The organism is Mesorhizobium sp. Cs1299R1N1 (assembly GCF_037179655.1).
GTDB lineage: Bacteria > Pseudomonadota > Alphaproteobacteria > Rhizobiales > Rhizobiaceae > Mesorhizobium > Mesorhizobium salmacidum.
Map to the genome: position 1 here is coordinate 1 of NZ_JAPYKR010000031.1, position 24,793 is coordinate 24,793.

20 protein-coding genes and 2 pseudogenes are annotated in these 24,793 nt (G+C 56.7%); 16 read left to right on the top strand and 6 right to left on the bottom strand.

Annotated features, from left to right (window positions below; all coding sequences use genetic code 11):
- A partial coding sequence (locus tag O7A70_RS31975; RefSeq protein WP_143748234.1) for a transposase domain-containing protein occupies positions 1-114 on the top strand: 114 nt, incomplete at its 5' end.
- A gap of 307 nt (positions 115-421) precedes the next feature.
- Here the strand turns inward: O7A70_RS31975 and O7A70_RS31980 are convergent.
- The 5 genes and pseudogenes from O7A70_RS31980 to O7A70_RS31995 all read right to left on the bottom strand — a co-directional run bounded on the left by O7A70_RS31980 (position 422) and on the right by O7A70_RS31995 (position 3,804).
- Complete coding sequence (locus O7A70_RS31980; protein WP_337143909.1) at positions 422-1,135, bottom strand: hypothetical protein; 714 nt, start codon at positions 1,133-1,135, stop codon at positions 422-424.
- Positions 1,136-1,182: 47 nt separating this feature from the next.
- Complete coding sequence (locus O7A70_RS34365) at positions 1,183-1,596, bottom strand: SET domain-containing protein-lysine N-methyltransferase (RefSeq protein WP_442921241.1); 414 nt, start codon at positions 1,594-1,596, stop codon at positions 1,183-1,185.
- 195 nt (positions 1,597-1,791) lie between these two features.
- Positions 1,792-2,013, bottom strand: a complete 222-nt coding sequence (locus O7A70_RS31985) for a hypothetical protein (RefSeq protein ID WP_337143910.1) — start codon at positions 2,011-2,013, stop codon at positions 1,792-1,794.
- A gap of 91 nt (positions 2,014-2,104) precedes the next feature.
- Positions 2,105-3,100, bottom strand: a pseudogene (locus O7A70_RS31990) (aminotransferase class III-fold pyridoxal phosphate-dependent enzyme); the annotation flags it as partial.
- Positions 3,101-3,582: 482 nt separating this feature from the next.
- Positions 3,583-3,804, bottom strand: coding sequence for a hypothetical protein (locus tag O7A70_RS31995; protein ID WP_337143911.1), 222 nt, complete (start codon positions 3,802-3,804; stop codon positions 3,583-3,585).
- Positions 3,805-4,102: 298 nt separating this feature from the next.
- Here O7A70_RS31995 and O7A70_RS32000 point away from each other — a divergent pair.
- Together O7A70_RS32000 and O7A70_RS32005 are read left to right on the top strand one after the other, a co-directional pair.
- Positions 4,103-5,258, top strand: a pseudogene (locus O7A70_RS32000) (IS3 family transposase).
- Positions 5,213-6,361, top strand: a complete 1,149-nt coding sequence (locus O7A70_RS32005) for an IS3 family transposase (RefSeq protein ID WP_337143912.1) — start codon at positions 5,213-5,215, stop codon at positions 6,359-6,361. The pseudogene O7A70_RS32000 and the gene O7A70_RS32005 overlap by 46 nt, the downstream one beginning before the upstream one ends.
- A gap of 388 nt (positions 6,362-6,749) precedes the next feature.
- On the opposite strand, the gene ectB is transcribed toward O7A70_RS32005, so the two are convergent.
- Positions 6,750-8,024 carry a diaminobutyrate--2-oxoglutarate transaminase gene (gene ectB / locus O7A70_RS32010; protein ID WP_337143913.1) on the bottom strand — a complete coding sequence of 425 codons (1,275 nt, stop codon included), beginning with the start codon at positions 8,022-8,024 and terminating at the stop codon, positions 6,750-6,752.
- A gap of 586 nt (positions 8,025-8,610) precedes the next feature.
- On the opposite strand from ectB, the gene O7A70_RS32015 reads away from it, so the two are divergent.
- From O7A70_RS32015 to O7A70_RS32075, 13 genes are all read left to right on the top strand, one after another.
- Positions 8,611-10,203, top strand: a complete 1,593-nt coding sequence (locus O7A70_RS32015; RefSeq protein ID WP_337143914.1) for an ABC transporter substrate-binding protein — start codon at positions 8,611-8,613, stop codon at positions 10,201-10,203.
- Between the two features lie 203 nt (positions 10,204-10,406).
- The gene (locus O7A70_RS32020) at positions 10,407-11,894 is read left to right on the top strand and encodes a M81 family metallopeptidase (protein WP_337143915.1); all 1,488 of its coding nucleotides are present in this window, start codon (positions 10,407-10,409) and stop codon (positions 11,892-11,894) included.
- Positions 11,895-12,847: 953 nt separating this feature from the next.
- Positions 12,848-13,303 (top strand): Lrp/AsnC family transcriptional regulator, encoded by a 456-nt coding sequence (locus O7A70_RS32025; protein ID WP_337143916.1) that lies wholly within the window; start codon positions 12,848-12,850, stop codon positions 13,301-13,303.
- 304 nt (positions 13,304-13,607) lie between these two features.
- Positions 13,608-14,567 (top strand): aminotransferase class IV, encoded by a 960-nt coding sequence (locus O7A70_RS32030; RefSeq protein ID WP_337143917.1) that lies wholly within the window; start codon positions 13,608-13,610, stop codon positions 14,565-14,567.
- An 83-nt stretch (positions 14,568-14,650) separates the two neighbouring features.
- Positions 14,651-15,841, top strand: a complete 1,191-nt coding sequence (locus O7A70_RS32035; RefSeq protein WP_337143918.1) for a glycine C-acetyltransferase — start codon at positions 14,651-14,653, stop codon at positions 15,839-15,841.
- Positions 15,842-15,881: 40 nt separating this feature from the next.
- Positions 15,882-17,072 carry a M20 aminoacylase family protein gene (locus O7A70_RS32040; RefSeq protein WP_337143919.1) on the top strand — a complete coding sequence of 397 codons (1,191 nt, stop codon included), beginning with the start codon at positions 15,882-15,884 and terminating at the stop codon, positions 17,070-17,072.
- Between the two features lie 386 nt (positions 17,073-17,458).
- Complete coding sequence (locus tag O7A70_RS32045; protein ID WP_337143920.1) at positions 17,459-18,754, top strand: ABC transporter substrate-binding protein; 1,296 nt, start codon at positions 17,459-17,461, stop codon at positions 18,752-18,754.
- Positions 18,754-19,695 carry an ABC transporter permease gene (locus tag O7A70_RS32050; protein ID WP_337143921.1) on the top strand — a complete coding sequence of 314 codons (942 nt, stop codon included), beginning with the start codon at positions 18,754-18,756 and terminating at the stop codon, positions 19,693-19,695. Before O7A70_RS32045 ends, O7A70_RS32050 begins: the two co-directional genes overlap by 1 nt.
- 1 nt (position 19,696) lies before the next feature.
- Complete coding sequence (locus O7A70_RS32055; protein ID WP_337143922.1) at positions 19,697-20,578, top strand: ABC transporter permease; 882 nt, start codon at positions 19,697-19,699, stop codon at positions 20,576-20,578.
- A 1-nt stretch (position 20,579) separates the two neighbouring features.
- Positions 20,580-21,587 (top strand): ABC transporter ATP-binding protein, encoded by a 1,008-nt coding sequence (locus O7A70_RS32060; protein ID WP_337143923.1) that lies wholly within the window; start codon positions 20,580-20,582, stop codon positions 21,585-21,587.
- On the top strand, positions 21,584-22,666 hold the full coding sequence (locus O7A70_RS32065) for an ABC transporter ATP-binding protein (RefSeq protein WP_337143924.1): 1,083 nt from the start codon (positions 21,584-21,586) through the stop codon (positions 22,664-22,666). Before O7A70_RS32060 ends, O7A70_RS32065 begins: the two co-directional genes overlap by 4 nt.
- A complete protein-coding gene (locus tag O7A70_RS32070) occupies positions 22,666-24,063 on the top strand; it encodes a CapA family protein (RefSeq protein ID WP_337143925.1) in 1,398 nt (465 codons plus the stop codon). Before O7A70_RS32065 ends, O7A70_RS32070 begins: the two co-directional genes overlap by 1 nt.
- A gap of 528 nt (positions 24,064-24,591) precedes the next feature.
- Positions 24,592-24,793: hypothetical protein (locus O7A70_RS32075; protein ID WP_337143926.1), on the top strand; the 202-nt coding region annotated here is incomplete at its 3' end.

Consider the following 24,793-nt stretch of genomic DNA (forward strand, 5'->3'; position numbering starts at 1 on the left):
TACGCCTACCTCGCCGACGTCATCACCCGCATCGTCGCAGGCCATCCGCAAAGCCAGCTCGACGACCTGCTGCCCTGGGCCTATGCCCCCGCGCCACTCAAGGCCGTGGCCTGAGAACAGCGGTTACACTTCAGGCGTTCTTCGATCCGAAAGGCCTACGGACCAAAGTGTAACGGGCCTGGCCCGATCTCTCTGGTCGCCCGCATCGTCGCTTGGAGCAGATGCTGGGGGCACGTGACGCGCGGGTCAGGACGTCGAGCGCCGGAACATGTGCCCCGCCTCCCATCGGCGCGCTCGCAGCCCAGCCACGGAAGGCGCAAATCCTGTGGCTGGCCTACTCGCCCACGATAAAAGACATCTCGCCCGCCATGGTCCTGGTCACCATGGGCGAGAAACCCCTCGGCCGGAATGCCTACTGATTTCAAGAAACGGACTCTTGGCGCGTCCGCAATGTGAACGTACTCGAAAGTATTTTTGACAGTTCATTCCGAGTTATCCAAACCAGCCAGTCGTCGTGACTAATTCCTAGAGCAGGCAAACGCAGAACAGAGCCGTACTCACGATGCTGATATCCGTAGCGATCGACTACACCCTTTTCGATATTCCAGCCAGCAACTAGGGCGTAGATTAAATCTGGAGACCATTTAGCCCATGCTAGTCCAAATGCAAGGCGACCAACAAAGCCCGCAAGCCCGCGACCGCGAAAGTCCTCGCGTAACCACACATCGCCATGATACGCTACCAGCCCCTTTAATGTGCGAGCAGTCGGCGCGGAGCAGCTGCATGAGGAACCGGGACCGGCTTTGAGGTCAGGGGCCGCGAAGCAGGCTTCGAGTGACACAAGATGCTCAGAAAGGCTGGTGTGGGATAGATCATCTAAGCGCATTGCTTGGGCATGTGCTATGCGTCCTTCCTGATCTCGACCGATGATCCAAAACGCCTTTTCAGGTAGCAGATCAGAACAGTCCGGTCGGAAGTGAGGAGTGATCGGCGGCTTTCCAGGAAGTATTCCCGTGTTTCTGACGTACTCCTCAAAATTATTACCTATCGCAATTTGAAGACCGAATTTGCGCACTAGGTCATCTACGGCCAATATGCGCATTGCGAGCTCTTTAACGGTAATCTCATTTCGCATTGAATTATCTCGATCAGTAACCTGAGACGAAAATCTCTAGAAGAAGTTTATGCAACAAACTCGTTTGAATTTGAATACTCGTTTATATTCGCATAGAAATGGGTGATTTCCTCATCGATATCGATGTCTTTCAACGCTATGATAGATATCCACGCTCCAGTCTCGTCATCGTCCCAAACAATTTCTGCATTAGGGGAGAATGAGTGATTCACTACTGAGATGGTGCCGAATACAACGTATCCTGCTATTAGGCGATTATTAGTCTCCGGTCTAACAAAGTAGTACTCAAATAGCCCTGTACGTCGTAATAACGTTTCCTCTGACCGGCTAAACCCCCATGTCGTAGATCGTTCTATTACCGCGTTAGCTCTAAATGGCACATTCGCAAATAGGCCGCGTCCTTTTCGAGGAACATTCTTTATGTAAACGGCGTCTTGTCGGCCAATAGATGTTATGGTCATCGGCTTATCCCTTTAGTATATGTAGTAGTGTTGTTTGCTGCTTAGATGACATCTAGGGTTGTTCGAGATATTGCATTCGTTGAACGCATGGGCGGCTCCTTGAAGAGCAACTGCACGCTTTGCCGGCCTCCTCGTCTCATTCGCAAGGCTGTCAATTTCTTCTCGTTGACGTCCCTGACGATCATGCTTCGCCTCTCAACCCGCCGTGCTCATTGTGCTGCCGATCACGCTGCAGACTGCGTCCTCGAGGATGTCGAGCCCTTGGCTAAGCTGATCCTCCTCAATGACAAGAGGTGGCAGACACTTCACGACCTCGTCTTTGGGACCGGCCGTCTCGACGATGAGGCCCCTCTGGAAGGCGGTGCTGATGACTTGCCCCGCAACCTCGCCCGACTTGAGATCGATGCCTCGCATCATGCCACGACCCTTTGGCTGACGCTCGGTCTGGGTCGTACTTCTGCGCGATCTGCTCAAGTCGGCTTTTCAGCAGATTGCCTTTCTTCCTGACGGACGCTGCAAAGTTCTCCGTTCGCCAGAAGTGCTCTAGGGCTGCACGCGCGGTGACGAAAGCATGGCAGTTGCCGCGGAACGTTCCGTTGTGCTCGCCTGGCTCCCACCTGTCGAGTTTTCGTTCGATAAGGACCAGGGCCATCGGCATGCCGTCGCCCGATATCGATTTGGCAATTGTGACTATGTCCGGACGGAGCCCCGCCGCTTCGAAACTGAAGAATGCGTCGGGCCGGCCGACACCTGCCTGAATATCATCTGCGATCAGCAAAGCTCCGTATCTCTGCGTGACGGGCGCTAGTTTGCGCAACCAGGCCGCGCTGGCGACATTGAGGCCGCCTTCGCCCTGAACTGTCTCGACAATCACCGCAGCCGGGGCGTCCGCTCCGCTGGAGGGATCCGAGAGCGAGTGATCAAGGTAATCTGCGGTGTCCACGGCGGGTCCAAGGTAGCCATCATATGGTAGCCGCGTAACCCCACCGAGCAACTGGCCGGCGACTGCGCGGTGGTACCGGTTGCCGGTGCAGGAGAGCGCGCCTAAGCTCACGCCATGAAAGCGTTGGTGAAGGCTATAATATTGGTCCGACCAGTAATCTTGCGCGCAAGCTTGAGGGCAGCCTCGACCGCGTTGGCGCCGGTCGGGCCGGGAAACTGTACGACGTAGTCTAGTTGTCGGGGCTTGAATCGTTTCGTGGAATTCTCGTAGGAAAGACTCCTTAGCCTCGTTATAAAGGTCGAGGCCATGGGTGATGCCGTCACTCGCAATGTAGTCTGCGAGCGCTGACTTCAGCTCTGGGGGATTGTGGCCATAGTTTAGACTTGAGCAGCCCATGAGAAAATCGAGATAGGCCGTCCCATCTCGCGCAAACAGTTGAGCCCCTCGCGCCCTCCCGAAAACTACGGGAAAGCTGCGTGCATAGCTGCACACCTCTGACTCAAGATGGCGCAAAACCGCAAGTTCGTCAGCGCTATCTGGTGGACTTCGGTCATTCATCATAGACTCCTTGTTTTAGGTATTCGCAGGCGGCCTGGCAGGGCACACCGCAGAGCTGGTCGAGCGCCTGAAGGGGGCGGCATGGCTATCGTGTACTGTCAGCTTATCCCATACCGGACATCGCGGTCGCAGCACTGGCTCCCACATTCCCGCGGGCAGCTCCCGGGCCGCATCTACGAAGAACATCCTCGACGTCTTGCTGCTGAACAAGCCGTCCTGACCATTTGAATCCCCCAGGCAAAGCCAGTGCCGCCTCGCGTTGCGTTTCATGAGGAAGACTCCTCAAAAGTCATGCCAATTGCGTTGAGAGAGCCTCCGAAGTCTTTTCCGTTTTTCGTTCAATGATTTGCTCAGGAGTGCAGCAAGGAGCCAGGCCGAAAACAATTTGTCGGGGATTCGACAGACCCGACAGTAGGTGTCGATTGCTCGCTTTTCCAGGAATGACGACGCGATTTACACGGGGACAGCAGGTCAAATCGGACGTTTCACCGCCGATGGACGGCAACAAATATTTCAAATGAATTCACAAATGCGCTGATAGTTATACCTTCGCCGTAAATCAGAGCCAGCTTGGAAGGCTGTATCGCCGCAGAGAAAGCAAGGTCGGATTTAATAGCCAGGCAAAAAGAGTGCTCGTCCTGTTTGAGGAAAATAGTAGGGGTACCGGTCTGCTTTACATCCACGCAGCTCATTGCCTTGGTCGTCATCCAATTACCCTATCGGCTGATCCAACTCCGTACGACTATTTTGCTGCCGAAGGCATCGAGGCTGTCAGCCTCGATGCAGACAATCTCGATGCGCTTATCCGCGAATGTTCCCCGCTGTGTGGAAGCTATGACGTTGCTGGAATTACCGGCCCTCCCAACGAAGCCCTTTACGCGACAATTGGCAAGCTCTGTGCCCGTGTCGACCTACCAGGACCTGCTCTGATCCCCGATAACTGGATCGTTTTTGGTTAGAGTTTTTCGCTGTATTTTCCTGGCTGGGAGAAGGAGGCGGAAGACGATGAAAGCATCGAAGTTTTCGGACGCGCAGAAGGCGTTCATTTTGAAGCAGGGCGATGACGGTGTGACCGTGGCGGAGATCTGCCGCAAGGCCGGGATCAGCCAGGCGACGTATTTCAACTGGCGTAAGAAGTATGCTGCCTTGCTACCCGATGAGATGCGTCGGCTCAAGGCGCTGGAAGATGAGAATGGGCGCCTGAAGAAGATCGTTGCCGACCGCTCGATCGCGAGATGCTGCAGGACGTTATCCGCCGAAAAATCTAAGGCCTGCTTGGAAGCGCAAGCTGGTCGACGGGATGCTGGCGGATTGGGGGATATCGATCAGGCGGGCCTGCAAGGCGCTAACGTTCGACACCTCGACCTACCATTACAAATCTCGCCGCACCGGGCAGGCCGCGCTCGAACGACGGATTCGGGAGATTTGCGAGACGCGGGTGCGCTACGGCTACCGTCGCGTCCATGTGTTGTTGCGCCGGGAGGGATGGATCGTCAACATGAAGAAGACACGCAGGATTTACAACGAGTTGGGCCTTCAGCTCAGGAACAAGCATCCCAAGCAAAGAGTGAAGGCGAAGCTAAGGGAGGACCGCCAGGAAGCTGTCGGACCGAACGATGTCTGGGCTATGGATTTTGTTCATGACCAGCTTGCGACGGGCAAGAAGCTGCGCATCCTGACCATCATCGACACCCATTCGCGCTATTGTCCGGCGACCGATCCGCGCTTCACGTATAGCGGCGAGGATGTGGTTCAGACCCTCGAACGCGTATGCGGCCAGATTGGCTATCAAGACGATTAGGGTCGACAATGGCAGTGAGTTTATCTCGCGGGATCTCGATCTGTGGGCTTACGCCAACGACGTCACGCTCGACTTCTCACGGCCGGGAAAGCCCACCGACAACGGCTATATCGAGGCCTTCAATAGCAAGCTCAGGGCCGAGTGCTTAAACGCGCACTGGTTCCTGACGCTTTGACGCTTGCAGATTCCCGTGAAAAGTTGGAGGATTGGCGTCGATACTACAATGAGGTTCGTCCTCACAGTGCGATCGGATTGGCCTGCTGCCGGTTTCGTGGACACCGAGATAAGGTGTTTAACGGAACTGGAGAGTGGGAATGCAGAGAAGGAAATTCAGCCGCGAGTTCAAGCTTGAGGCGGTGAGATTGATCAAGGATCGGGGCGTTGCGGTGGCCCAGGCTGCCCGCGACCTCGATGTCCACGAGAATGTGCTGCGCAAATGGGTGCGCGAGCTGTCGACCGATCCGCAGCATGCGTTTCCCGGCCATGGGCAGATGAAGCCTGAGCAGCAGGAGATCGACCCGGCTGCGCAAGGAAGTGGCGAAGCTGAAGGCGGAGCGCGACATCCTAAAAAAGGCCGCAGCCTACTTCGCGAGGGAAGTGACATGAGGTTCGCTTTCATCGCGAGGCACCGGAACATCTGGCCGGTGGCATGGCTGTGCAGTGCGCTGGATGTGTCCCGCTCAGGCTTCCATGCCTGGCTCAACCGCAGCCCCAGCGCTCGCTCCCGGCATGACGAGATCCTCGTGTCTAGGATCGACCGCAGCTTCAAGAGCAGCGACCGCACCTATGGTTCTCGTCGCGTATGGCATGACGTGCTGGCCGAGGGTCTTTCCTGCGGCCTGCATCGTGTCGAGCGGCTGATGCGGGAGAACGGGCTGCGTGCCCGGCCTCGGCGTCGCGGATTGCCGAAGGATACAGGCGAACGAGCCGCCGTGTCCGACAACCTTCTCGACCGCGCCTTCGAGGCATCGGCGCCGAACCAGAAATGGATCGCCGACTTCACCTACATCTGGACCGCCGAAGGTTGGCTCTACGTTGCCGCCGTGGTCGACCTGTTCTCCCGGCGTGTCGTCGGCTGGGCGATGGAGGCCGAGATGACAGCTCAGCTCGTCACCGACGCCCTCATCATGGCGATCTGGCGCCGCGGCAAGCCCGACAGCCTGCTGCATCATTCCGACCAGGGATCGCAATATACGAGCGAGCAGTTCCAGCGCCTGATGGCCGACCACGGGATCACGTGTTCGATGAGCCGGTCGGGCAATGTCTGGGACAATGCAGCCATGGAGAGCTTCTTCTCGTCGCTGAAAACCGAGCGAACAGCCCGCAAGGTCTATAGGACGAGAGATGCCGCCAGGGCGGATGTGTTCGACTACATCGAACGCTTCTACAACCCGCGGCGGAGGCACTCTACGTTGGGCTATCTGAGCCCCGTGGAGTTCGAGGAACAAGCTATGTTAGCTTAACCTCGTGTCCACGAAACCGGCAGCAGGCCAGATATAAGGTCCCGATCGCACTGCAAAATCCCGGTGGCGCTGCCAGCCCGCTACCGTGATCGCAGCCGGAAAACTCCAGCTCCCGGCGCTCCAAACTTCGGTCTCAGAGCAGAGCGGGACGAACTCTACCACAAACTGGAGGAGCTTCGGGGTCTCAGGTCAGAAGCTTTCCGGAGAGAGAGAGAGAGAGAGAGAGAGAGAGAGAGAGAGAGACTGCGGCGACATCCAAAATTTATCGACCAGCTAACCAGCCAATTTGAGGACCGCCGCAAACCGCCCGAGAATCTGCTCAGCGACAGGTCGGAAGCATGGTTGTGAAAACCCGGCCTCGACGAGTCCCCATTGTCATACTTCGTCTCTAGGCGCTTGCCCGGACCGACTTGTCCAGAATGTCGAGACCGCGTTGAAGCGTAGGCTCATCTATTGTCAAAGGAGGAAGAAACTTGATGACCTGGTCCTCGGCCCCGCATCGCTCTACCACAAGCCCATTCTCGAAGGCCTTGCGGGCGATTTTTTCGGCCAAATTAGCCGTAGTGCAATCAAGCCCTAGCATCATGCCCCGTCCGCGCACTGAAAGGCTATGATCTCGACTGCTTTGAGCGAACTGCCGAAGGTGCTCGTTCAAGACGCGCCCGTTTTCGGCAACGCGTTCAGACAGCTTGCTATTCGTCCAATATTTTCGCAAGGCGGCAGTCGCGGTCACGAGCGCCAGGTTGTTGCCTCGAAAGGTCCCATTGTGTTCGCCCGGCCGCCACACGTCCAATTCGGGTTTGAGGAGCAAAAGCGACAGCGGCAATCCGCAACCGCTAAGGGACTTCGACAAAACGACTATATCTGGTGATATGTCAGCGAACTCGAAACTGAAGAAACTGCCCGTTCGACCGCAGCCGGCTTGAATGTCATCAACAATTAGGAGGATGCCATCCTTTCTGCAAATCCGCTCGATCGACTGCATCCAGTCCTTGCTCGCAGGGTTGATGCCGCCTTCGCCCTGGACGGTTTCCAGAATGACTGCTGCGGGCATATCAACACCACTGCTTGCATCAGCAAGCACCCTTTCCAGATACTCCGAACTGTCATTGTCGGCCCCCCAATATCCGTCATAGGGCATAAACACTGCGCCAGCTGCAGGAAGGCCCGCGGCCTCTCGGTAGTATCGATTACCGGTTATCGCGAGCGCGCCCAAGCTCACACCGTGAAAGCCGTTTGTGAATGAAATTACATTGTGCCGGCCGGTCGCCTTGCGAGCGAGTTTCAGAGCAGCTTCCACGGCGTTGGCTCCGGTCGGACCGGGGAACTGAAATTTGTACGTCAGGCCGCGTGGCCTCAAAATGATAGCATCAAAATCCTCCATAAATTCTCTTTTAGCCGGAGTGGCCATGTCCAATCCATGGATGACGCCGTTTGATTTTACGTATTCTACTAGGTGATTTAGCAGATCGGGGTCGTTGTGCCCGTAGTTAAGAACGCCGGCCCCCGACAGAAAGTCGATGAACTCAGAGCCATTCTCATCTTCGAGAATGGCTCCTGCAGATTTTCTGAACACAACGGGAAAGGAACGCGAATATGACCTCACATTCGATTCCATGTGTTCGAAGGCAGATAGCGAGTTGGACCTGCACTCGTTAGGCATGAACTATCCCCAAATCAAACGATAGAATACTTGCGACGACCTCACGGTTATTCGCGAAAATATTCCTAATCACTATCCACGAGCCTCGGTCGAAATAAACGCCGGGGCAGCCCTTGCTACCCGCTGCGAAGCAAGCTTCAAAATTTGTGCCAACTGCACAGCGGAACACCAACACAATTTCCTAGACAAAATTCAGAGGGTTAACGGCAGCACAATAGTGCCGGCGAACGCCACCCCATGTCACGGACTTAACAAGCCGACAATAGTGTCATTGGTCGCCCGCGTGTGAAATTCACTCCTTCAGACAGCCGGTGAGATCGACGCCACAGGCAGCTCAAGATCACGCCAACAGGTTGGATAAGCGCTCGAAGTGAGAGCCGCCTGACCCGCCTCGGCTAATGCATTTCAAAATGCAGCATTTTGGTATGTGGACATTTCATCCGAAAGCACATTTTGCGGTAAATGGCAGCCATCCTCGGTGCTACGATTTTGGTTGTCTCTCCTTTTTCAAGGGGGTGACATTGGCGGCTTCGGCCGTCTCAATAGGCACTGGTTAGCCGTGCAAATAGCTAAAAGGGGAAGGAACATGAGAGTTACTCGACGGGAACTGGTTAAATTAGGACTGGCTGCCGGCACGGCGTTGTCGGTGCCGTCGGTCTTGCGAGCGCAGACATCGCAAAACTCTGACCGAACGGTCCGCATGGTGCTCGGAGCCTTCCAAGTCTTCGATCCGGTTGTTTCGGCCACTGACGATACAGTAAATCACGCCACCGCGATCTACGACACGCTATTCGCGCGAGACTCGAAGCTTGTGCCACAGCCGCAGATGGTGGGCGAGTGGAACGTTTCCGACGACCGAAAGACCTATACATTCCAGCTTCGAGATGGCCTGACTTGGCATGACGGCACCTCTGTCACCGCGGCGGATTGTGTCGCTTCGATCCGTCGCTGGAGCGAAGTGGCTCCCGGCGGTAAATTGCTTAAGGTGCGGGCTAGAGAGATCTCCAAGAAGGATGACAAGACTTTCACCATCGTCCTAAACGCGCCAATAGGTACTCTGCTCGAGATCCTGGCAGGCCCTTTCATGATGCGCGAGAAGGACGCGAGTCTTCCTGCAACCGAGCAGGTGACTGCGAATATCGGATCAGGGCCGTTCAGGTTTAACCATGCGCTTGCTAAACCGGGCTCAAGCTTCACCTACGACCGCAATGAAAAATATGTGTCACGTAAAGAACCTTCTGATGGACTGGCCGGCGGGAAGGTCGTGAAGGTTGATCGTGTGGTAGCTGAAATGGGCCTAGCCGGCAATCAGCAAACAGCACTTGCAGCCCTGCAGGCTGGCGAGGTTGATTTTCTTTCCACGACATCCAGCGATCTTTTGCCGCTGATAGAGAGCGATCCCAATTTGGAACTCCAGATTATGGACAGATTAGGCCAAGACATGTTCGCACGCATGAATTGTCTGCAGAAGCCGTTTGACAACGTGAAAGCGCGTCAAGCGATGCTTCACCTGATCGATCAGGAAGCGTTTTTGAAAGTCACGGCTCCTGATCCGAGATTTGGTCGCACCGTCACATCAATGTTTGGAAACGAGACGCCTGTGTCAAATGATGAAAATACCGGCTGGTTCAAGAAGGGGGGCGATCCGGAGAAAGCCAAGCAACTTTTCAAGGAGGCCGGATATGCCGGTGAGAAGATTGTCATTCTCCAGAGCTCCGACTGGGCGGAGGCCAGCAACGCCGCACTGCTTTTGGCGGCCGAATTGCGCAAGATTGGGGTCAATGCTGAGCTTGCACCGAGCGACTGGGCCGGGGTTGTCGCTCGTCGTGGTAATAAGGGACCAGTTGAGGACGGCGGCTGGAGCATTTTTATTACGAGCACAACTGAGTCAACTCTCAGCACTGTCATCACCGAGGTCACCCTCCCAATGAATGGCGACCAAGCGTGGTTCGGCTGGCCGAAACACGATGAATATGAGGCCCTTCGAACCCAATGGTCGGATGTCGAAACGCTCGAGGAGCGCAAAGCTCTGGCCCGCAAGATGCAGCAAATTTGGTGGGATTACGTCCCCGAGATCTTGTTAGGCCAGATTGTCTCGCCAAGCGTGCGTCGCAAGACGCTCATTGGGCTCGTCGAGGCGCCATCGGTGTTCCCGATGTGGAACATGCACAAGGCCTAAGCTGACCACATGTTTCGAGGATATTCTCGACCATCGCCTTCGTGGTGATGGTCTGAGATCTTCAGTCATGCTCTGATCCGGGCCAGGTGCCCTGTAATCGACCGCAATTGCAGTGAACTCCCGATCTCTGCAGTCGGCATATAAGTGATTGCGGAAATAGTCAGGCTTTGGCCTATTTTTTCCTTCTTCTCTGGAGACTTTCCATGAATTACCGCATCCTCACTGGCGAGATTGAACACGAAGCAAATACTTTCAGCAAGGTCCCGACTACGCTCGAACATTTCCGGGCCCGTGGCTTACTGCTGGGCGACGAGATTCCGCCGGCCCGACGGGGTACGCGCACCGCGCTAGGTGCGGCATTCGAGGCGGCGGAAAAATTCGGCTGGACGCTGTCTCATCCGCTCGCAGCTAGCGCCACTCCTGGCGGCACAGTGACGAACGAAACTTTCGAGCAGCTCTGCGCCTGGTTTCTTGCCGGCGGCGAAGGCTGCGATGGCGCGCTCATCAACCTGCACGGTGCCATGGTCGCTGAAGGTTTCGAGGATCCGGAAGGCGAGATGCTCGCTCGATTGCGCGCCATGCTCGGGCCCGACGCGCCGATCGTCGCCACGCTCGACCTTCACGCCAACGTCACGGAGAAGATGGCGGCGAACGCCTCGGCGCTCATCGCCGTGCGCACTTACCCCCATATCGACTACTATGAACGCACCTGGCAGGGGGCCGAGCTGGTGAATCGAGTCCTACGCGGCGAGATCCGACCCCGCACCGTCATCGCAAAGCGTCCGATGCTAGATGGACTCGACGGCGGACGCACTCAGGCTGGCCCGATGCGTGATCTGATCGACCGCGGCGAGGCGCTGGAAGTCTCTGGCAAGGCACTCGTGGTCAGCGTCTGCGCAGGGTTCTCGTGGAGCGACATCTACGACGTCGGGCCCAGTGTCACCGTTACCGCCGATGGCGACAGCACCGAGGCGCGGCGCATAGCAGAGGAATTTATGGATTACGCGTGGGAGACACGGGCGTTCGTTTCCACTACAGACACAGAGGTCAGCGTCGCAGAGGCCCTTGAACGTGCCAAAGCCGGGGAGGCTGGCGCCAACAAGCCTCTTGTGATAGCGGATATCGGCGACAATCCCGGCGGCGGAGCTTATGGCGATACAACTGATCTGCTGCGCGCGATGATCGCCGCCGACCTCCAGAACGCGGCCTTCCATGCCATTTACGATCCAGAGGCCGTACAGGCCGGGATCGTCATCGGCGTAGGCAACAAGGGCCGCATTCTGCTTGGCGGCAAGCAAGCCCCGGAGATGGGTGGGGGGCCGCTCGAGATCGAGGCGCAGATTGTCTCAATTACCGACGGCCGCTTTCGCTGTCACGGACCGTCGTTTCTTGGCGGAGGCGCATGGCGCAGCTTCGGGCCGAGCCTGATGCTGCGCGTAGGCGGCATCGAAATCGGGGTGATCTCGCGGCCAGAACAAACAATCGACCTCGCCCAGCTTAGCTCTATCGGCATCGATCCGTTGCACTGCGCCACGATCGCGCTGAAGTCGTACCATCATTTCCGCGCGGCATTCGAACCGATCGCTCGCGAGGTGATCAAGGTGGACGCAGGCGGGCTGGGATCCGCCGGGCCGAGGACGTACCGCCATATCCGCCGCCCGATTTGGCCGCTCGATGAAATCCAACTTTAACCCTCGCCCAATATGCGCCAACCGACAGACGGAACGCCGGTGCGCGCTTGAACAAAGTTACGAAGGTATCCATGGTTGCGGGGCGTGGAAGTCGGAGGGCCGTTTCGCCAGATGCGCGCCGCCCAAGCCAGGTTAGCCCCGGCGCCATATCCAGTTTTTCAATGGGGCCAGAGTAATCGCCGGTGCCGGTCCGCGCGCGTTCAGGCAGCGTCGTTAAATTTCTGAGTGGAGCAGTGAGGATTTAGGGGCGGTCACAAATAGGGGGTCGCAGACACGAGCGACGGTCGACATTGCCGCCATCAAGCTCCGGTAGGTTCTGTCCGTCCGCAGCGTTGTCGGCGACGCTTCGCAGACGGCCAAACTTTGGCTGCGGGCCGAGGGGGTAACGCCGCAGTGAGCGCGGCGGCCACGATCGCATACAGCACCATTACGGACGGACTACATCAACTGCGTGGTACGGCAGCGGGTTCAGCACTTGGCGACATTCGTCGCAAGGGGGCTGGCCGCAACGTTGAGGGAGACCGATCCAACCTTTGACGATCCGGAAGGACTTGTCGATCCCGCCGCGGGCGATCGGATGAAGCGAATAGCTAGCCCTTGAACCGCGTCCCCGCCACGTCCATGGCCGACGCGATGGCCCGATGACGCGCAGCGCCGCCGCTCCAGGAGCCAACACCCATCCGGGCTGATCGGTTATCTGTACTTTCCCACTCTTAAAAATTGTCGGCGACCTTGCGGGGCTACCCTCAGCGCGACGTCGCAATGTTGCGGCCGGAAACCGCCCAAATGGGGAACCTACGACCGAGGCGGCGACGTGAAATGTAGATTTCACCCTCCGGGCTTAGATTGAAATAAATCCACTGTTCCATTGGTGAAAGCGTTAGAATTTGGTATCGTCGTTCGCGTAAAATGATCTTAAGGGAATGCTTGTCCAAAGGGAGCTGCAGATATACATGCTGGACGACCTCGATCGGCGCCTCATCGCCGCACTGCAGGTAAACAATCGACTCTCGTTTGCTGAACTGGCGGATATTGTTGGCTCGTCTGCCGCGTCCTGTATGCGGCGAGTCAATAAGCTGCGTGTGGATGGAGTGATCGTCGCTGACGTCGCCCTGGTAAATCCAAAGGCTCTCGGAAAGTCACTTACGGTAATTGTGAACGTAGAGCTCGACCGGGAGCGGCTGGATCTCGTCGATGACTTCAAGCGCGCCATGCGGGCCGCAAAGGAGGTAACTCAGTGTTATATGGTGACCGGAGATGCGGATTTCGTTCTGATTGTTGCAGTGGAAGATGTGGAAGCTTTCGACGTATTTGTGAAGACAAAACTATATACCAATGCGAACGTACGCAAATTTAAAAGCATGATAACACTCGATCGTGTGAAGTTCGAGCCCCGCGTCTTGGTCTGACCCTTTTTCACCTGACTGTTTTAGCCACCCAGGCACTTTTTATGAAGCGTCCGTTGCGTTCGTCCTACCAGTTTGATCGTTCCTGCCCAAAATTTCCTGCGATGAATCATACGTAGTCGGCGTTGTGCCGAACTGCCGCCGACAACCCAAAGAATTGCCGAGCTTGCCATCGGATAAGATCCGCTAGTCTCGAGTAGGCGACATTTGGAGGCCACTATGAGTTAGGGTCGCGGCACACGAGTGGGCATCGATCGACAATGCGGGCGGGTACACAATACCGTTGGCGAAGCAGGAGAAAGAGAACATGACAATTGCAACGTTTGGGTCGCAAGGAGACCTTCCAGAAGTCAAGTCGCGCCACCACGATGCTCGCAATTACCCGCACGGCGTTGCCTTCATGGATGGACAGTATCTGCCCATGTCGGAAGCAAAGATTTCAGTCCTTGATTGGGGCTTCCTTCATTCCGATGCCACCTATGATACTGTGCACGTGTGGGAGGGTCGTTTCTTCAGGCTAAATCTCCATCTGGATCGCTTCTTCAGGGGTATGCAACGTCTGCGGATGAAGCTGCCGTATAGCCGTGAAGAAATTCAAGCGATTTTGACTAATTGTGTTGCTTTGTCTGGGCACAGGTCGGCGTACGTCGAAATGATAAGCACCCGCGGCGCATCCCCAACTTTCAGTCGGGACCCGAGGGAGGCTGAGAATCGCTTCCTTGCATTCGCAGTTCCATATGGTTCGGTCGCCAATAGCGAACAGCTGAGGCGTGGTCTCCATATCGCCGTCAGCGAAACAGTCCGTATTCCGCCTAAATCCGTGGATCCGGCGATCAAGAATTATCACTGGCTCGACCTGGTCAAGGGGCTTTTTGACGCCTATGACTTCGGCGCGGAAACCGCCCTGATCATGGACACCAACGGCAACATCGCCGAAGGCCCTGGCTTCAATGTGTTTGCGGTGAAGGGAGGGCAGTTGACAACTCCCGCCTTCGGAGTACTGCCGGGCATTACGCGTCAGACCGTCTTTGAGCTGTGCGAAGAATCCGGATTGACAGTGGCAGCGGCAGACCTCGCTCGCGACGAACTGCTTCAAGCAGACGAGGTGTTCATCACCTCGACAGCGGGAGGTATTATGCCGGTGACGCGCATCGATCATACCGTCATCGGCGATGGCAAGGTAGGCAGTGTAACTACTCAATTGATGGATTTGTACTGGCAGAAGCACTCGGATCCGGAATGGTCTTCCGCCGTGGCCTACCCGTGACTTAGTCGGCAGGTGGCTCATCCTTCAAACACGGACCAGCCACCTGTGCCCTCTTCGGCCTCTCCACCAATCCTCGGACAACTATGACCGACCGTTTTGTTGCATTCCTAAATGAAGAACTGATGAGACTTAAATCGTCAGGGCTCTACAAATCCGAACGCACCATCATTTCTCGTCAATCGGCAAAGGTCCGGGTGGCAGATGGGAGCGAGGTGCTGAACTTCTGTGCCAATAACTATCTTGGTCTTGCTGATAACGGCGACGTCTGCGCTGCCGCAAAAGCTGCACTCGACCGTTACGGATACGGCATGGCTTCGGTGCGCTTCATCTGCGGCACGCAGGAGAAGCATAAGCAGCTTGAGGCGCGCATCTCCTCCTTTCTCGGCATGCAGGATACGATCCTTTATTCCTCCTGTTTCGACGCTAATGGAGGTCTCTTCGAGACCTTGCTCGGCGAGGAGGATGCCATCATCTCTGATGCCCTGAACCACGCCTCGATCATCGACGGTGTGCGGCTCTCCAAGGCTAAGCGTTTCCGCTATGCCAACAATGACATGACGGCCTTAGAAGAAGAGTTGAAGAAGGCCGAAGGGGGCCGGTTCAAGCTGATCGCTACCGACGGCGTCTTCTCGATGGACGGTATTATAGCCAATCTGCGAGGCGTCTGCGACCTGGCCGAGAAGTATGGCGCTATGGTGATGGTCGACGACAGCCATGCCGTCGGTGTCGTCGGCAAGCATGGGCGCGGGTCAGCGGAGCATTGCGGCGTCGAGGGCCGGGTAGATATCATCACCGGCACACTCGGAAAGGCCCTCGGCGGTGCCTCCGGCGGCTATACCTCCGCCAAGAAGGAGGTGATCGACTTGCTCCGACAGCGCTCCCGGCCTTACCTGTTCTCCAACACTCTCATGCCGGCAATCGCGGGCGCCTCTTTGAAGGTGTTCGAGATCATCGAGAAGAGCGACGGGCTGCGCGAAAAACTTTCCGACAACGCTGATCGATTTCGGTCAAAGATGACGAGTGCAGGGTTCACGTTGCTCGGGAACCGCCATCCTATCGTACCCGTCCTATTGGGTAATGCACGCGTGGCCCAGGAAATCGCTGATCGAATGCTGCTTGAAGGCGTATATGTAACGGCCTTTTCCTTTCCGGTCGTGCCGAGAGATCAAGCGCGCATTCGAACCCAGATATCGGCAGCGCATTCCGCGGAGGACATCGACCTCGCGGTTCATGCATTTACTAAGGTAGGCCGATCGCTAGGAGTCGTTGCTTGAGGTCGTATCCTATTTGAAACGGTAGAAGGGCTTGTACAGCATGAGAGACATTGACATTTTCCGGGAGTTACAAAGCGAGGCCACCGATTGGCGCCGTTATCTCCACGAAAATCCGGAGCTGGACTTCCAAGAATACAACACCGCAAGGTTTGTTGCCGAGAAGCTCGCTTCATTTGGCATAAACCACATCGAAACCGGAATTGCGGGGACAGGCGTCGTCGCATTGATTCAGGGAGTAGGCGGAGATGGGCCGACGATCGGGTTGAGAGCAGACATGGATGCCCTTCCAATCGTCGAGACATCAAATAAGCCTTGGGCGTCGAAGACCTCGGGCATCATGCACGCGTGCGGCCATGACGGTCACACGGCCATGTTGCTGGGCGCTGCAAAACATCTTGCGAGCTCACGTAACTTTAAGGGCTCAGTCGCTCTTATCTTCCAGCCGGCCGAGGAGCCAGCATTCCCGACGGGGGCTTTTAAAATGGTCCAGGAAGGGATCATGGAGCGCTTCGGAATCTCGCGGGTATTTGGCATGCATATCGCCCCCGGCATCGAAGTCGGGAAATTCGGCATCCGTCACGGCTCGATTATGGGCTCCCAAGATGATTTTGATATCATCGTTAAGGGGCGAGGTGGACATGCGGCCGTCCCATCTCACACGATTGATCCCGTTGTCATTGCAGCCCAGATTATTATGGGACTGCAGACCCTGGTATCACGCAAAACTGATCCCTTGGAGTCGCTGGTAATCTCCGTGACCAAGTTAAATGCCGCACAGGCCTATAATGTCATTCCCGATCAGGTCGAGATCGGCGGGACCGTCAGGACCTCTGCATCCAGCCTGCGGGATTTCGCCGAGAAAGAGATTGCGGCTGCGGCCCAGGGCATTGCGCGGGGGTTCGGCGCAGAGATTGAGTTCAAATATCTCCGATCGGTTCCAGCGACCTTCAATTCCACCGAAGAAACCAATCTGGCGATCGAGGCGGCGCGCAACCTTGTCGGGACCGCTTCCGTTGATGGAAATGTAGGATTTGATATGGGAGCGGAGGATTTCGCCTATATGCTCGAGGCGCGACCAGGCGCTTACATTTACCTTGGCAATGGGCCAACGCCTGCGTGTCATAATCCAGCATTTGATTTCGATGACGAGGCCTTGCCCTATGGCATCGGCTATTGGGTAAAGCTGGTCGAGACCGTGTTGGGATCTGAGAGGACCGGTGAATCGGGTTAAGACCAGAGTGCGTGGTCGTAATGCAGTTCACGTACTACCGGGTTGCCTTGACTCGTGTGCGTTATGTCGAACCGCATGAGTGAGATGGGTCAGGCCTTGCATTTGAGCTCTGACGTCACCGCATCAATCGAGCGGGGTCACTTGGTGGGCTCGCGAGAACGTCACGATCCTAAACAAGCCGAAATCATCGGTGTCCGTGCCTCACCGTAGATCTATGTAGAGTGCACACGGGGACTTTGACGGGAGTGCCTCAGTCAGAGGGGTATTATGCCGCGTCCATTTCACAATTGATGCAAATGAGATGCGGAATTACTCCTGTACGCATCTATGTTGAGTCCAACACACACCGACAGAAGTCGGGAAATCTGGGAGGATCGAATGGACGAGTGTCCACTCAGTCGCCGTTCCGTTGTGACGGTACGTCTGTCACCGCCAGGGACTGCGTGCCATCAATTCGCCGCTGGGCCCAGGTTGAGACCGGCGGCCAAATGATTACTGAGCGCGCCCGCGACATATCGAGCAAGGATGAGAAGACCTTTACGCTTAAGGAGCCGCTTGGAACCCCGACCGATTTGTTGGCCAAAGTGTCGGAGCCGGTGCCGTTCATCATGCAGAAGAAGGACGCTGAGCGGCGGCCCGCAACCGAGCAGGTGACCACCAACGTCGGGTCGCGGCCATTCAAATTCAATCAAGCGCTCGCCAAGCCCGGCTCGAGCTTCACATATGAACGCAATGTGCAATATGTTCCGCGGATCGAGCCATCCGACGGCTTCGCTAGCGGCAAGGTGGTCAAAGTTGATCGCGTTGTTTGGGAAAATATAGCCGATCAGCAAACGTCGTTCGCTGCCTTGCAGGCAGGTGAGGTCGATTTCATGTCGACGCCGTCCGCCGACTTGTACCCCGCGATCGAGAGTGATCCGAATCTTGCATTGCAGGTCGTGAACCTACGCATGAGCCACCTGCAGAAGCCGTTTGACAACGTCAAGGCGCGCCAAGCAATGCTTTACCTGATCGATCAGGAAGCCTTTTTGCGCGTTATCGCGCCCGATCTAAAATATGCGCACACCCTGACTTCGATCTTTGGAAACAATACCCGGTACTCTATTGACGAAAACATCGACTGGTTTAAGAAGGGCGGCGATCCGGAAAAGGCCAAGCAGCTCTTCCAGGAAGCGGGGTACGCGGGCGAGAAGGTCGACATTCTTGATCCCACAGACTGGGCACAGGCGCACGCCGGCGCGCAACTTCTCGCTGCCACGCTGCAGAAAATTGGCATCAATGCCGAGCTTACGACGAGCGACTGGGGCGGGATTGTCGCGCGCCGCGCCAACCGAGGGCCGGTTGAGAGCGGTGGCTGGAGCATCTTTATCACAAACGATCCCGACTTCGTCCAGGGCGACCCCATCAGTGCGCCTTTCCTGGCAGCTAACGGAGACAAGGCTTGGTATGGCTGGCCGAAGAACGACGAATACGAGGCGCTTCGATCTAAATGGGAAGATGTCGCAAATCTGGAGGAGCGCCAGGCCCTAGCCCGCAAAATGCAGTCAACTTGGTGGAATTTTGTCGGTGATGTGAGGCTTGGGCAGATCGTCGAGCCGATTGCGCGTAGCAAAATGCTTACAGGGCTAATTGAGATGCCGGCGCTCCTAGCGATGTGGAATATGAAGAAGGGCCAAGGATAATGCTGACATACATCCTTCGCAGGTTGATCTCAGCGATCGCCGTAATGGCGATGGTCGGGATGTTCGTTTTCCTGCTTCTAAGGCTCGCCCCGGGCGACCCCGCGGCCATTATTGCCGGTAAGTCGGCTACGGCAGAAATGATTGCCGGCATCCGTCAGCAAATTGGTTTAAACGATCCTATGCCCATTCAGTTCTTGCGTTGGGTGCGGAGCATGCTCGGCGGTGATTTCGGCACTTCGATCTTTGCAGGGCGGCCTGTTCTCGAGCTCATCTCGCAGCGGCTGGAGCCCACTGTCTCACTTTCTATCCTGACGATGGTCCTTTCGGTAACTAGTGGGGTCGCGATGGGGATTCTCGCTGCGTGGCGGACTGGAGGTCTTGTCGATCGGCTCCTGATCGCATTCGCGACACTCGGTTTTTCCGTCCCGGTATTTGTGGTCGGCTTTTTTCTCATCTATTTCTTCGCAATCACTACCCATTGGCTACCGGTCCAGGGATACCAGCCAATCCACCAAGGCTTGGGGCTGTGGTTTACACACCTGATCCTGCCGACCGTAACTTTGAGCATTCCCTATATTGCTTTCATTGCCCGCATCGCGCGGGCGAGCATGCTCGAAGTTTTGTCGGAAGACTATATGCGGACAGCCGCCGCCAAGGGCGCGTCCTCCTATGCCATGCTTTTCCACCATGCACTGAAGAATGCGGGTGTCCCAATCCTGACCGTCACCGGCTTAAGTCTTGCTGGTTTGATCGGCGGCGTTGTCGTCACCGAAACCGTGTTCAATATACCGGGTATCGGTCGTTTGGTGGTCGATGCGATCAACAATCGCGACTACCCCATCATTCAAGGCGTGCTCATCCTTGTTTCGGGACTGTACGTCATTATCAATCTCGCGGTCGACCTCTCTTATACCCTTGTCGACCCTCGGATCCGGTACTAATATGACGATTCTCTCCGCACCAGTCGAAACGGTCCCAACGGGACGCTTGCGACTATTTGACCTTCCGCGCCTGGCAAGGCGGCATCCGCTGGTGGTAACAGGTGGCGGCCTGCTGACGCTGCTGATTGTTCTGGCACTCGCTGCCCCGCTTTACGCCGGCGATCCGCTTAACATGGACCCATTCAAACGGCTTCAGCCGCCTTCCGCCGCAGCATGGTTTAGCACCGATAATCTGGGGCGCGACGTATTTGCGCGCACCATGTACGGCGCGCAGATTTCCCTCTTAGTGGGATTTATGTCGGCCATGAGCGCGACTGTGGGTGGGCTTATTATCGGCATTGTGGCTGGCTACATCCGTGCTTTTGACAACATCGTCATGCGGGTCATGGACGGGTTGATGTCGATCCCGACGATTCTGTTGGCCATCGCTCTTATCTCTCTGACAGGGCCAGGGATCGGCATCCTTATTGTCGCCATTACGATTCCTCAGATACCCAGCGTCACGCGGCTGGTCCGTTCTGTGGTTCTGAGTGTTCGCGATCGTCCTTATGTCGAAGCCGCTCTTTGCGGTGGTGCGCGCCTGCCGAAGGTGCTTTGGCGGCACATCCTGCCGAGCACAATCCCACCGTTGATGGTGCAGAGCGCTATTGTCTGTGCAGATGCGATTCTGACGGAGGCCGGGCTGAGCTTTTTGGGTGTGGGCGTCCCCCCCGAAATTCCGAGTTGGGGCAATATGATCTCAAGTTCGCGCCTGTATCTTGCCATTTCCCCCATGACAGTTTTTGCCCCCGGCATCGCTCTTGCCATCACGGTCCTTGCCGTCAATCTGCTAGGGGATGGTCTCCGCGACCTGTTCGATCCGCGCGCGAAGCGGAGGCGCTGACATGCAGGTGCACCAAACAACAGGGAACCAGGTGCTTCTTGATATCAGAGATCTCGAAACGCACTTTTTTGGCGAAGAAAGCGTTACCCGCGCGCTCAGTGGTGTTAGCTTCCACATCAACAAGGGCGAAACTCTCGGCGTTGTCGGCGAATCGGGATGCGGAAAAAGTGTTACGGCCCTTTCCATACTTCGCCTGCTTCCAAAGCTGACGGCAAAGACGGTCGGCGGTGAACTCCGCTTTCGCGGACGCGACCTCCTCGGGCTTTCAGATCGAGAGATGCGGCAGATCCGCGGCCACCAAATCGCAATGATCTTCCAGGACCCGATGACAAGCCTCAACCCCGTCTACACGGTCGGCCGTCAGATTGCCGAGGCAGTGCAGATCCACACGAACGCGTCGCGCGCGGCAGCCATGGCAAAGGCCGAAGAGATGCTTCGCCTGGTACGAATTGCCGATGCCGGTCGACGAGTTTACAACTATCCCCATGAGATGTCCGGTGGCATGCGTCAGCGCGCCATGATCGCCATGGCCCTTGCTTGCTCGCCGGAATTGTTGATTGCAGACGAGCCAACCACTGCGCTTGACGTCACGATCCAGGCGCAGATTTTGCGGCTCATTGTCGATTTGAAAGAGCGCATGGGAACGGCCGTGATGTTCATCACCCACGATTTGGGCGTTGTGGCCGAGACCTGCCAACGGGTGATTGTCATGTACGCTGGCCGAATCGTCGAGCAGGCATCGGTCACTGAACTATTCGCGCGCCCGGCTCACCCATACACCAAGGCTCTGATGCGCTCGGTTCCGGATCGGCGGCGGGGTCGACAGCGTCGTCTTCCGGAAATCCCCGGCATCGTGCCAAGCCTGCGCGAGCCAATCGTCGGCTGCAGCTTTGCACCCCGATGCCCGTTTGCAATCGACATCTGCCGCGAGAAGACGCCAATCCTGCGTGACGTCGTCCCGGGTCACACAGCGGCCTGCTGGCGTTCTGAGGAGGTAATCAAGGCATGAGTGGTCCGCTGCTGAAAGTCGAGAATCTGACCAAGCATTATCCACTCGGCGCGGGGTTGCTGAAGAAGACCATTCCGGTCGTGCGGGCCGTGGAGGATGTGTCCTTTTCTGTCGAAGCTGGCGAAACACTTTGCATCGTCGGCGAATCCGGCTGTGGCAAGTCGACCGTCGCGCGGCTATTGATGCGCCTCCTCGAGCCAACAAAGGGTCGCGTTCTGATCGACGGGATCGATATAGCGATCCTCAAGAAGGAGGCGCTTCGGACGTCTCGCCGTCGCATGCAGATGGTCTTTCAAGATCCGTATTCATCGCTGAACCCACGCCTCACCGCCGGACAGATCATCACCGAGCCGGTCGAAAATTTCGAGCGCCTGAGTCGCAAGCAGCGCAACGCACTAGCCGCGGACCTTTTAAAGAAGGTCGGAATGTCACCCGAGATGATGCACAGGCTGCCCTCCGAAATGTCGGGCGGCCAGCGGCAGCGTCTCGGCATCGCGCGGGCTCTCTCTCTTCAGCCCTCGCTCATCATCGCAGACGAGGCAGTCTCAGCGCTTGACGTGTCTGTGCAGGCGCAGATCCTGAACCTGCTCCTCGACCTCCAGCAGCAGATGGGTATCGCCTTCGTGTTCATCTCGCACGACCTTGGTGTCGTCGAGCATATCGGCCATCGCGTGGCGGTCATGTATCTGGGACGGATTGTGGAACTCGCGCCGTGTGAGGCTCTCTTTGCCAAGCCGGTCCACCCCTACACCGAGGCGCTGATCGCCGCAGCGCCTGTGCCTGACCCAACCCGGGTTCGGCTGGAGACGCCCATGGAAGGGGAAGTGCCAAGCCCGATCAACCCGCCAAGCGGCTGTGCGTTCCACCCTCGGTGTCCGCTAGCGGTCGAGCCCTGCCGCATCGATGTCCCGCCTTTGGTTCCAATGGCAGATGGGCGCCTTGTAGCCTGCCATGTGCGCGCGCCGGCAACACGCGTCATGGCTCAAGCAATTGATCCCTTACAGCCTAACAGCATTGCCTCGTTTGCTCGGAAGAGACCAAGGCATAATGTTTTCGCTGCGACCAGCGAGGAGAAATAATGAATAGGCATTCCAACGAAGACCAGGCGGAAAAAATCACCCAGGATGGCAGCTTCGATACCGTCGGTTCAATAGAAACCAACGTTGAAGATGGTTTTACGGTGGCTGCAGTGGGCGATCTTCTCTATGCGCGGCCAGTTACAAAAGGCTACCATCCTGGCCTCGTCGATGTCCTCCGAATTTTCGAGGGAGCTGACGTGAAGTTCGGTAATTTGGAAACCAACATCCTGGATTTTCGGTCTAAGGGACAGCCGGAAGCGGAGTATGGCGGAGCCTATTGCATCAGCGCGCCAGAGCTTGGACCTGATTTGAGAGCAATGGGTTTCAATATGCTGAGTCGCGCAAATAATCATACACTTGACTGGGGGGTCGAAGGTATGCGCGAGACTAGCCGGTCCCTTGAGATGAATGGGATCGTTCACGCAGGAGCGGGAGAGACCCTCGGACAGGCCGGTGCGGCGCGGTTTCTAGAAACTCGGCGAGGGCGAGTGGCTCTCGTTTCCTTCGCTACGACTATCACGCCCATGTCCCGCGCCTGCGATCCGACCGGCGAGGCGCCGGGAAGACCAGGCCTCAACGCCCTTCGGTTGACAATGAGCGTGACGGTTCCAAACAACATGCTTGAAAACCTGAGGGAAGTTCGCGAGGCATTGCCAGGATATACGTCATCAGTGAAAGAGTTGAGCAAAGTTGTCCTAGGTGAAGTGATCTTCAAGGCAGGCGATCGCGCCGGCTACAGCTTCGAGATCAACTCGCGCGACGCCGCAAATATATTGCGCAATGTTCGTCACGGTAAGCAGGTCTCTGACTTCTGCATAGCGACCAACCATGGGCACGAGCCGGGCGAATGGTGCGAAGAACCAGCGGACTATGAACAATCGTTTGCTCGTGGGCTTATCGATGCGGGAGCCGACGCATATATTGTGCACGGACCACATATATTGCGAGGCATCGAAATCTACAAAGGACGGCCGATCTTTTATAGCCTAGGTAACTTCTTCTGCCAGGACATCCGAACCCCGGTCGGCGTTGATATGTACGAGGTCTACGGTAAGAATCCGCAGTTTGATACAGATGCCGAAGTTACAGCCGATGAAGTGGCAAAAGGTTATCCGACAGCCGAAGGATTTGTTGGCCCCCAGTCTGGAGTGGAGTTCTACGAGAGCGTCGTCACGACGAGCCGCTTTAAGGGCAACCAACTCGTCGAGTTGCAACTCTATCCAATCGAGTTACGTCGCACGAATAGGTTCGCTAACAGAGGCGTTCCTAGGCTAGCCGGAGGAGGCCAGGCCAGATCCATTCTGGAGCGGCTACAGAAGCTCTCCAAGCCATTTGGCACCGCGATCGCCATCGAGAACAACATCGGATTGATCCGACTGCAATCTAAGGCTTGTTGATATTCAGGATTGATCGGGATAGGGGGACGCCTCGCGGCGCCGCCCCTCCCATGCCACCGGGCATACGGGTCACGTACCACGGCGGTTCGACCGGATTAAGCTTGGACAGAGACGTAGAGTCGGGGAAGACCGAGCGACTCGAAGTTGATTGCGCAGGGCCTGTTGGACCGCTGGGTGTCCTGACATGCGGTAAGCGTTGCACCAAGGCGCCTTTCCCGAATCGTCTTGGTGGTTGATTACGAGGACGGGCGGCCCCTTTTTGTCGACGCAGTAGATCAGGATGGGCAGCAGCAGGCCATGGTTTGGTTCTTGAGGTCGAGGAGCCGTTTCCAGCGTTTGATGTTGAGAGTCATGGCCGCGTAGAACCCTGGCACCACGGCCGCGGGTCGATGCCGCCGCTGGGCTTGGTAGTGAAGCGGGGCGCGCCTTTTCGCCGAGTTCCTCGCCCAACCGTGAGCGCTGTCCCGGCGCCACCTTTCGCGCGTGGTCGTGAGCCACGATGCTCGGAGCCTTTGAGGGCTTCGACACATGACGATTTCAGAGCTTACGCTTAAGTCCAGGGACGAGGCCCAACCACGCCATTGCCCGGTAAAAGTGATGGAGGGGACTGTCAGGAATTCTGTGCGCGAGGCCGGTTTTCGTCACTGGCTGACGAACCTTTCGCCGAACACGACGGCGAACTGGGTCTTGGCCTCGAACCACTCGCGCGGCGGTCGCTTCCACTCCTCGG

Coding starts and splice junctions, on each gene's coding strand:
- O7A70_RS32065 (WP_337143924.1), top strand. CDS start 21,584: ATGAGTGGTCCGCTGCTGAAAGTCGAGAATCTGACCAAGCATTATCCA.
- O7A70_RS32005 (WP_337143912.1), top strand. CDS start 5,213: ATGCAGAGAAGGAAATTCAGCCGCGAGTTCAAGCTTGAGGCGGTGAGA.
- O7A70_RS32030 (WP_337143917.1), top strand. CDS start 13,608: ATGACAATTGCAACGTTTGGGTCGCAAGGAGACCTTCCAGAAGTCAAG.
- O7A70_RS32070 (WP_337143925.1), top strand. CDS start 22,666: ATGAATAGGCATTCCAACGAAGACCAGGCGGAAAAAATCACCCAGGAT.
- O7A70_RS34365 (WP_442921241.1), bottom strand. CDS start 1,596: ATGACCATAACATCTATTGGCCGACAAGACGCCGTTTACATAAAGAAT.
- O7A70_RS32055 (WP_337143922.1), top strand. CDS start 19,697: ATGACGATTCTCTCCGCACCAGTCGAAACGGTCCCAACGGGACGCTTG.
- O7A70_RS32040 (WP_337143919.1), top strand. CDS start 15,882: ATGAGAGACATTGACATTTTCCGGGAGTTACAAAGCGAGGCCACCGAT.
- O7A70_RS32015 (WP_337143914.1), top strand. CDS start 8,611: ATGAGAGTTACTCGACGGGAACTGGTTAAATTAGGACTGGCTGCCGGC.
- O7A70_RS32020 (WP_337143915.1), top strand. CDS start 10,407: ATGAATTACCGCATCCTCACTGGCGAGATTGAACACGAAGCAAATACT.
- O7A70_RS32060 (WP_337143923.1), top strand. CDS start 20,580: ATGCAGGTGCACCAAACAACAGGGAACCAGGTGCTTCTTGATATCAGA.
- ectB (WP_337143913.1), bottom strand. CDS start 8,024: ATGCCTAACGAGTGCAGGTCCAACTCGCTATCTGCCTTCGAACACATG.
- O7A70_RS32035 (WP_337143918.1), top strand. CDS start 14,651: ATGACCGACCGTTTTGTTGCATTCCTAAATGAAGAACTGATGAGACTT.
- O7A70_RS32025 (WP_337143916.1), top strand. CDS start 12,848: ATGCTGGACGACCTCGATCGGCGCCTCATCGCCGCACTGCAGGTAAAC.
- O7A70_RS32050 (WP_337143921.1), top strand. CDS start 18,754: ATGCTGACATACATCCTTCGCAGGTTGATCTCAGCGATCGCCGTAATG.
- O7A70_RS31985 (WP_337143910.1), bottom strand. CDS start 2,013: ATGATGCGAGGCATCGATCTCAAGTCGGGCGAGGTTGCGGGGCAAGTC.
- O7A70_RS31980 (WP_337143909.1), bottom strand. CDS start 1,135: ATGCGAAATGAGATTACCGTTAAAGAGCTCGCAATGCGCATATTGGCC.
- O7A70_RS31995 (WP_337143911.1), bottom strand. CDS start 3,804: ATGACGACCAAGGCAATGAGCTGCGTGGATGTAAAGCAGACCGGTACC.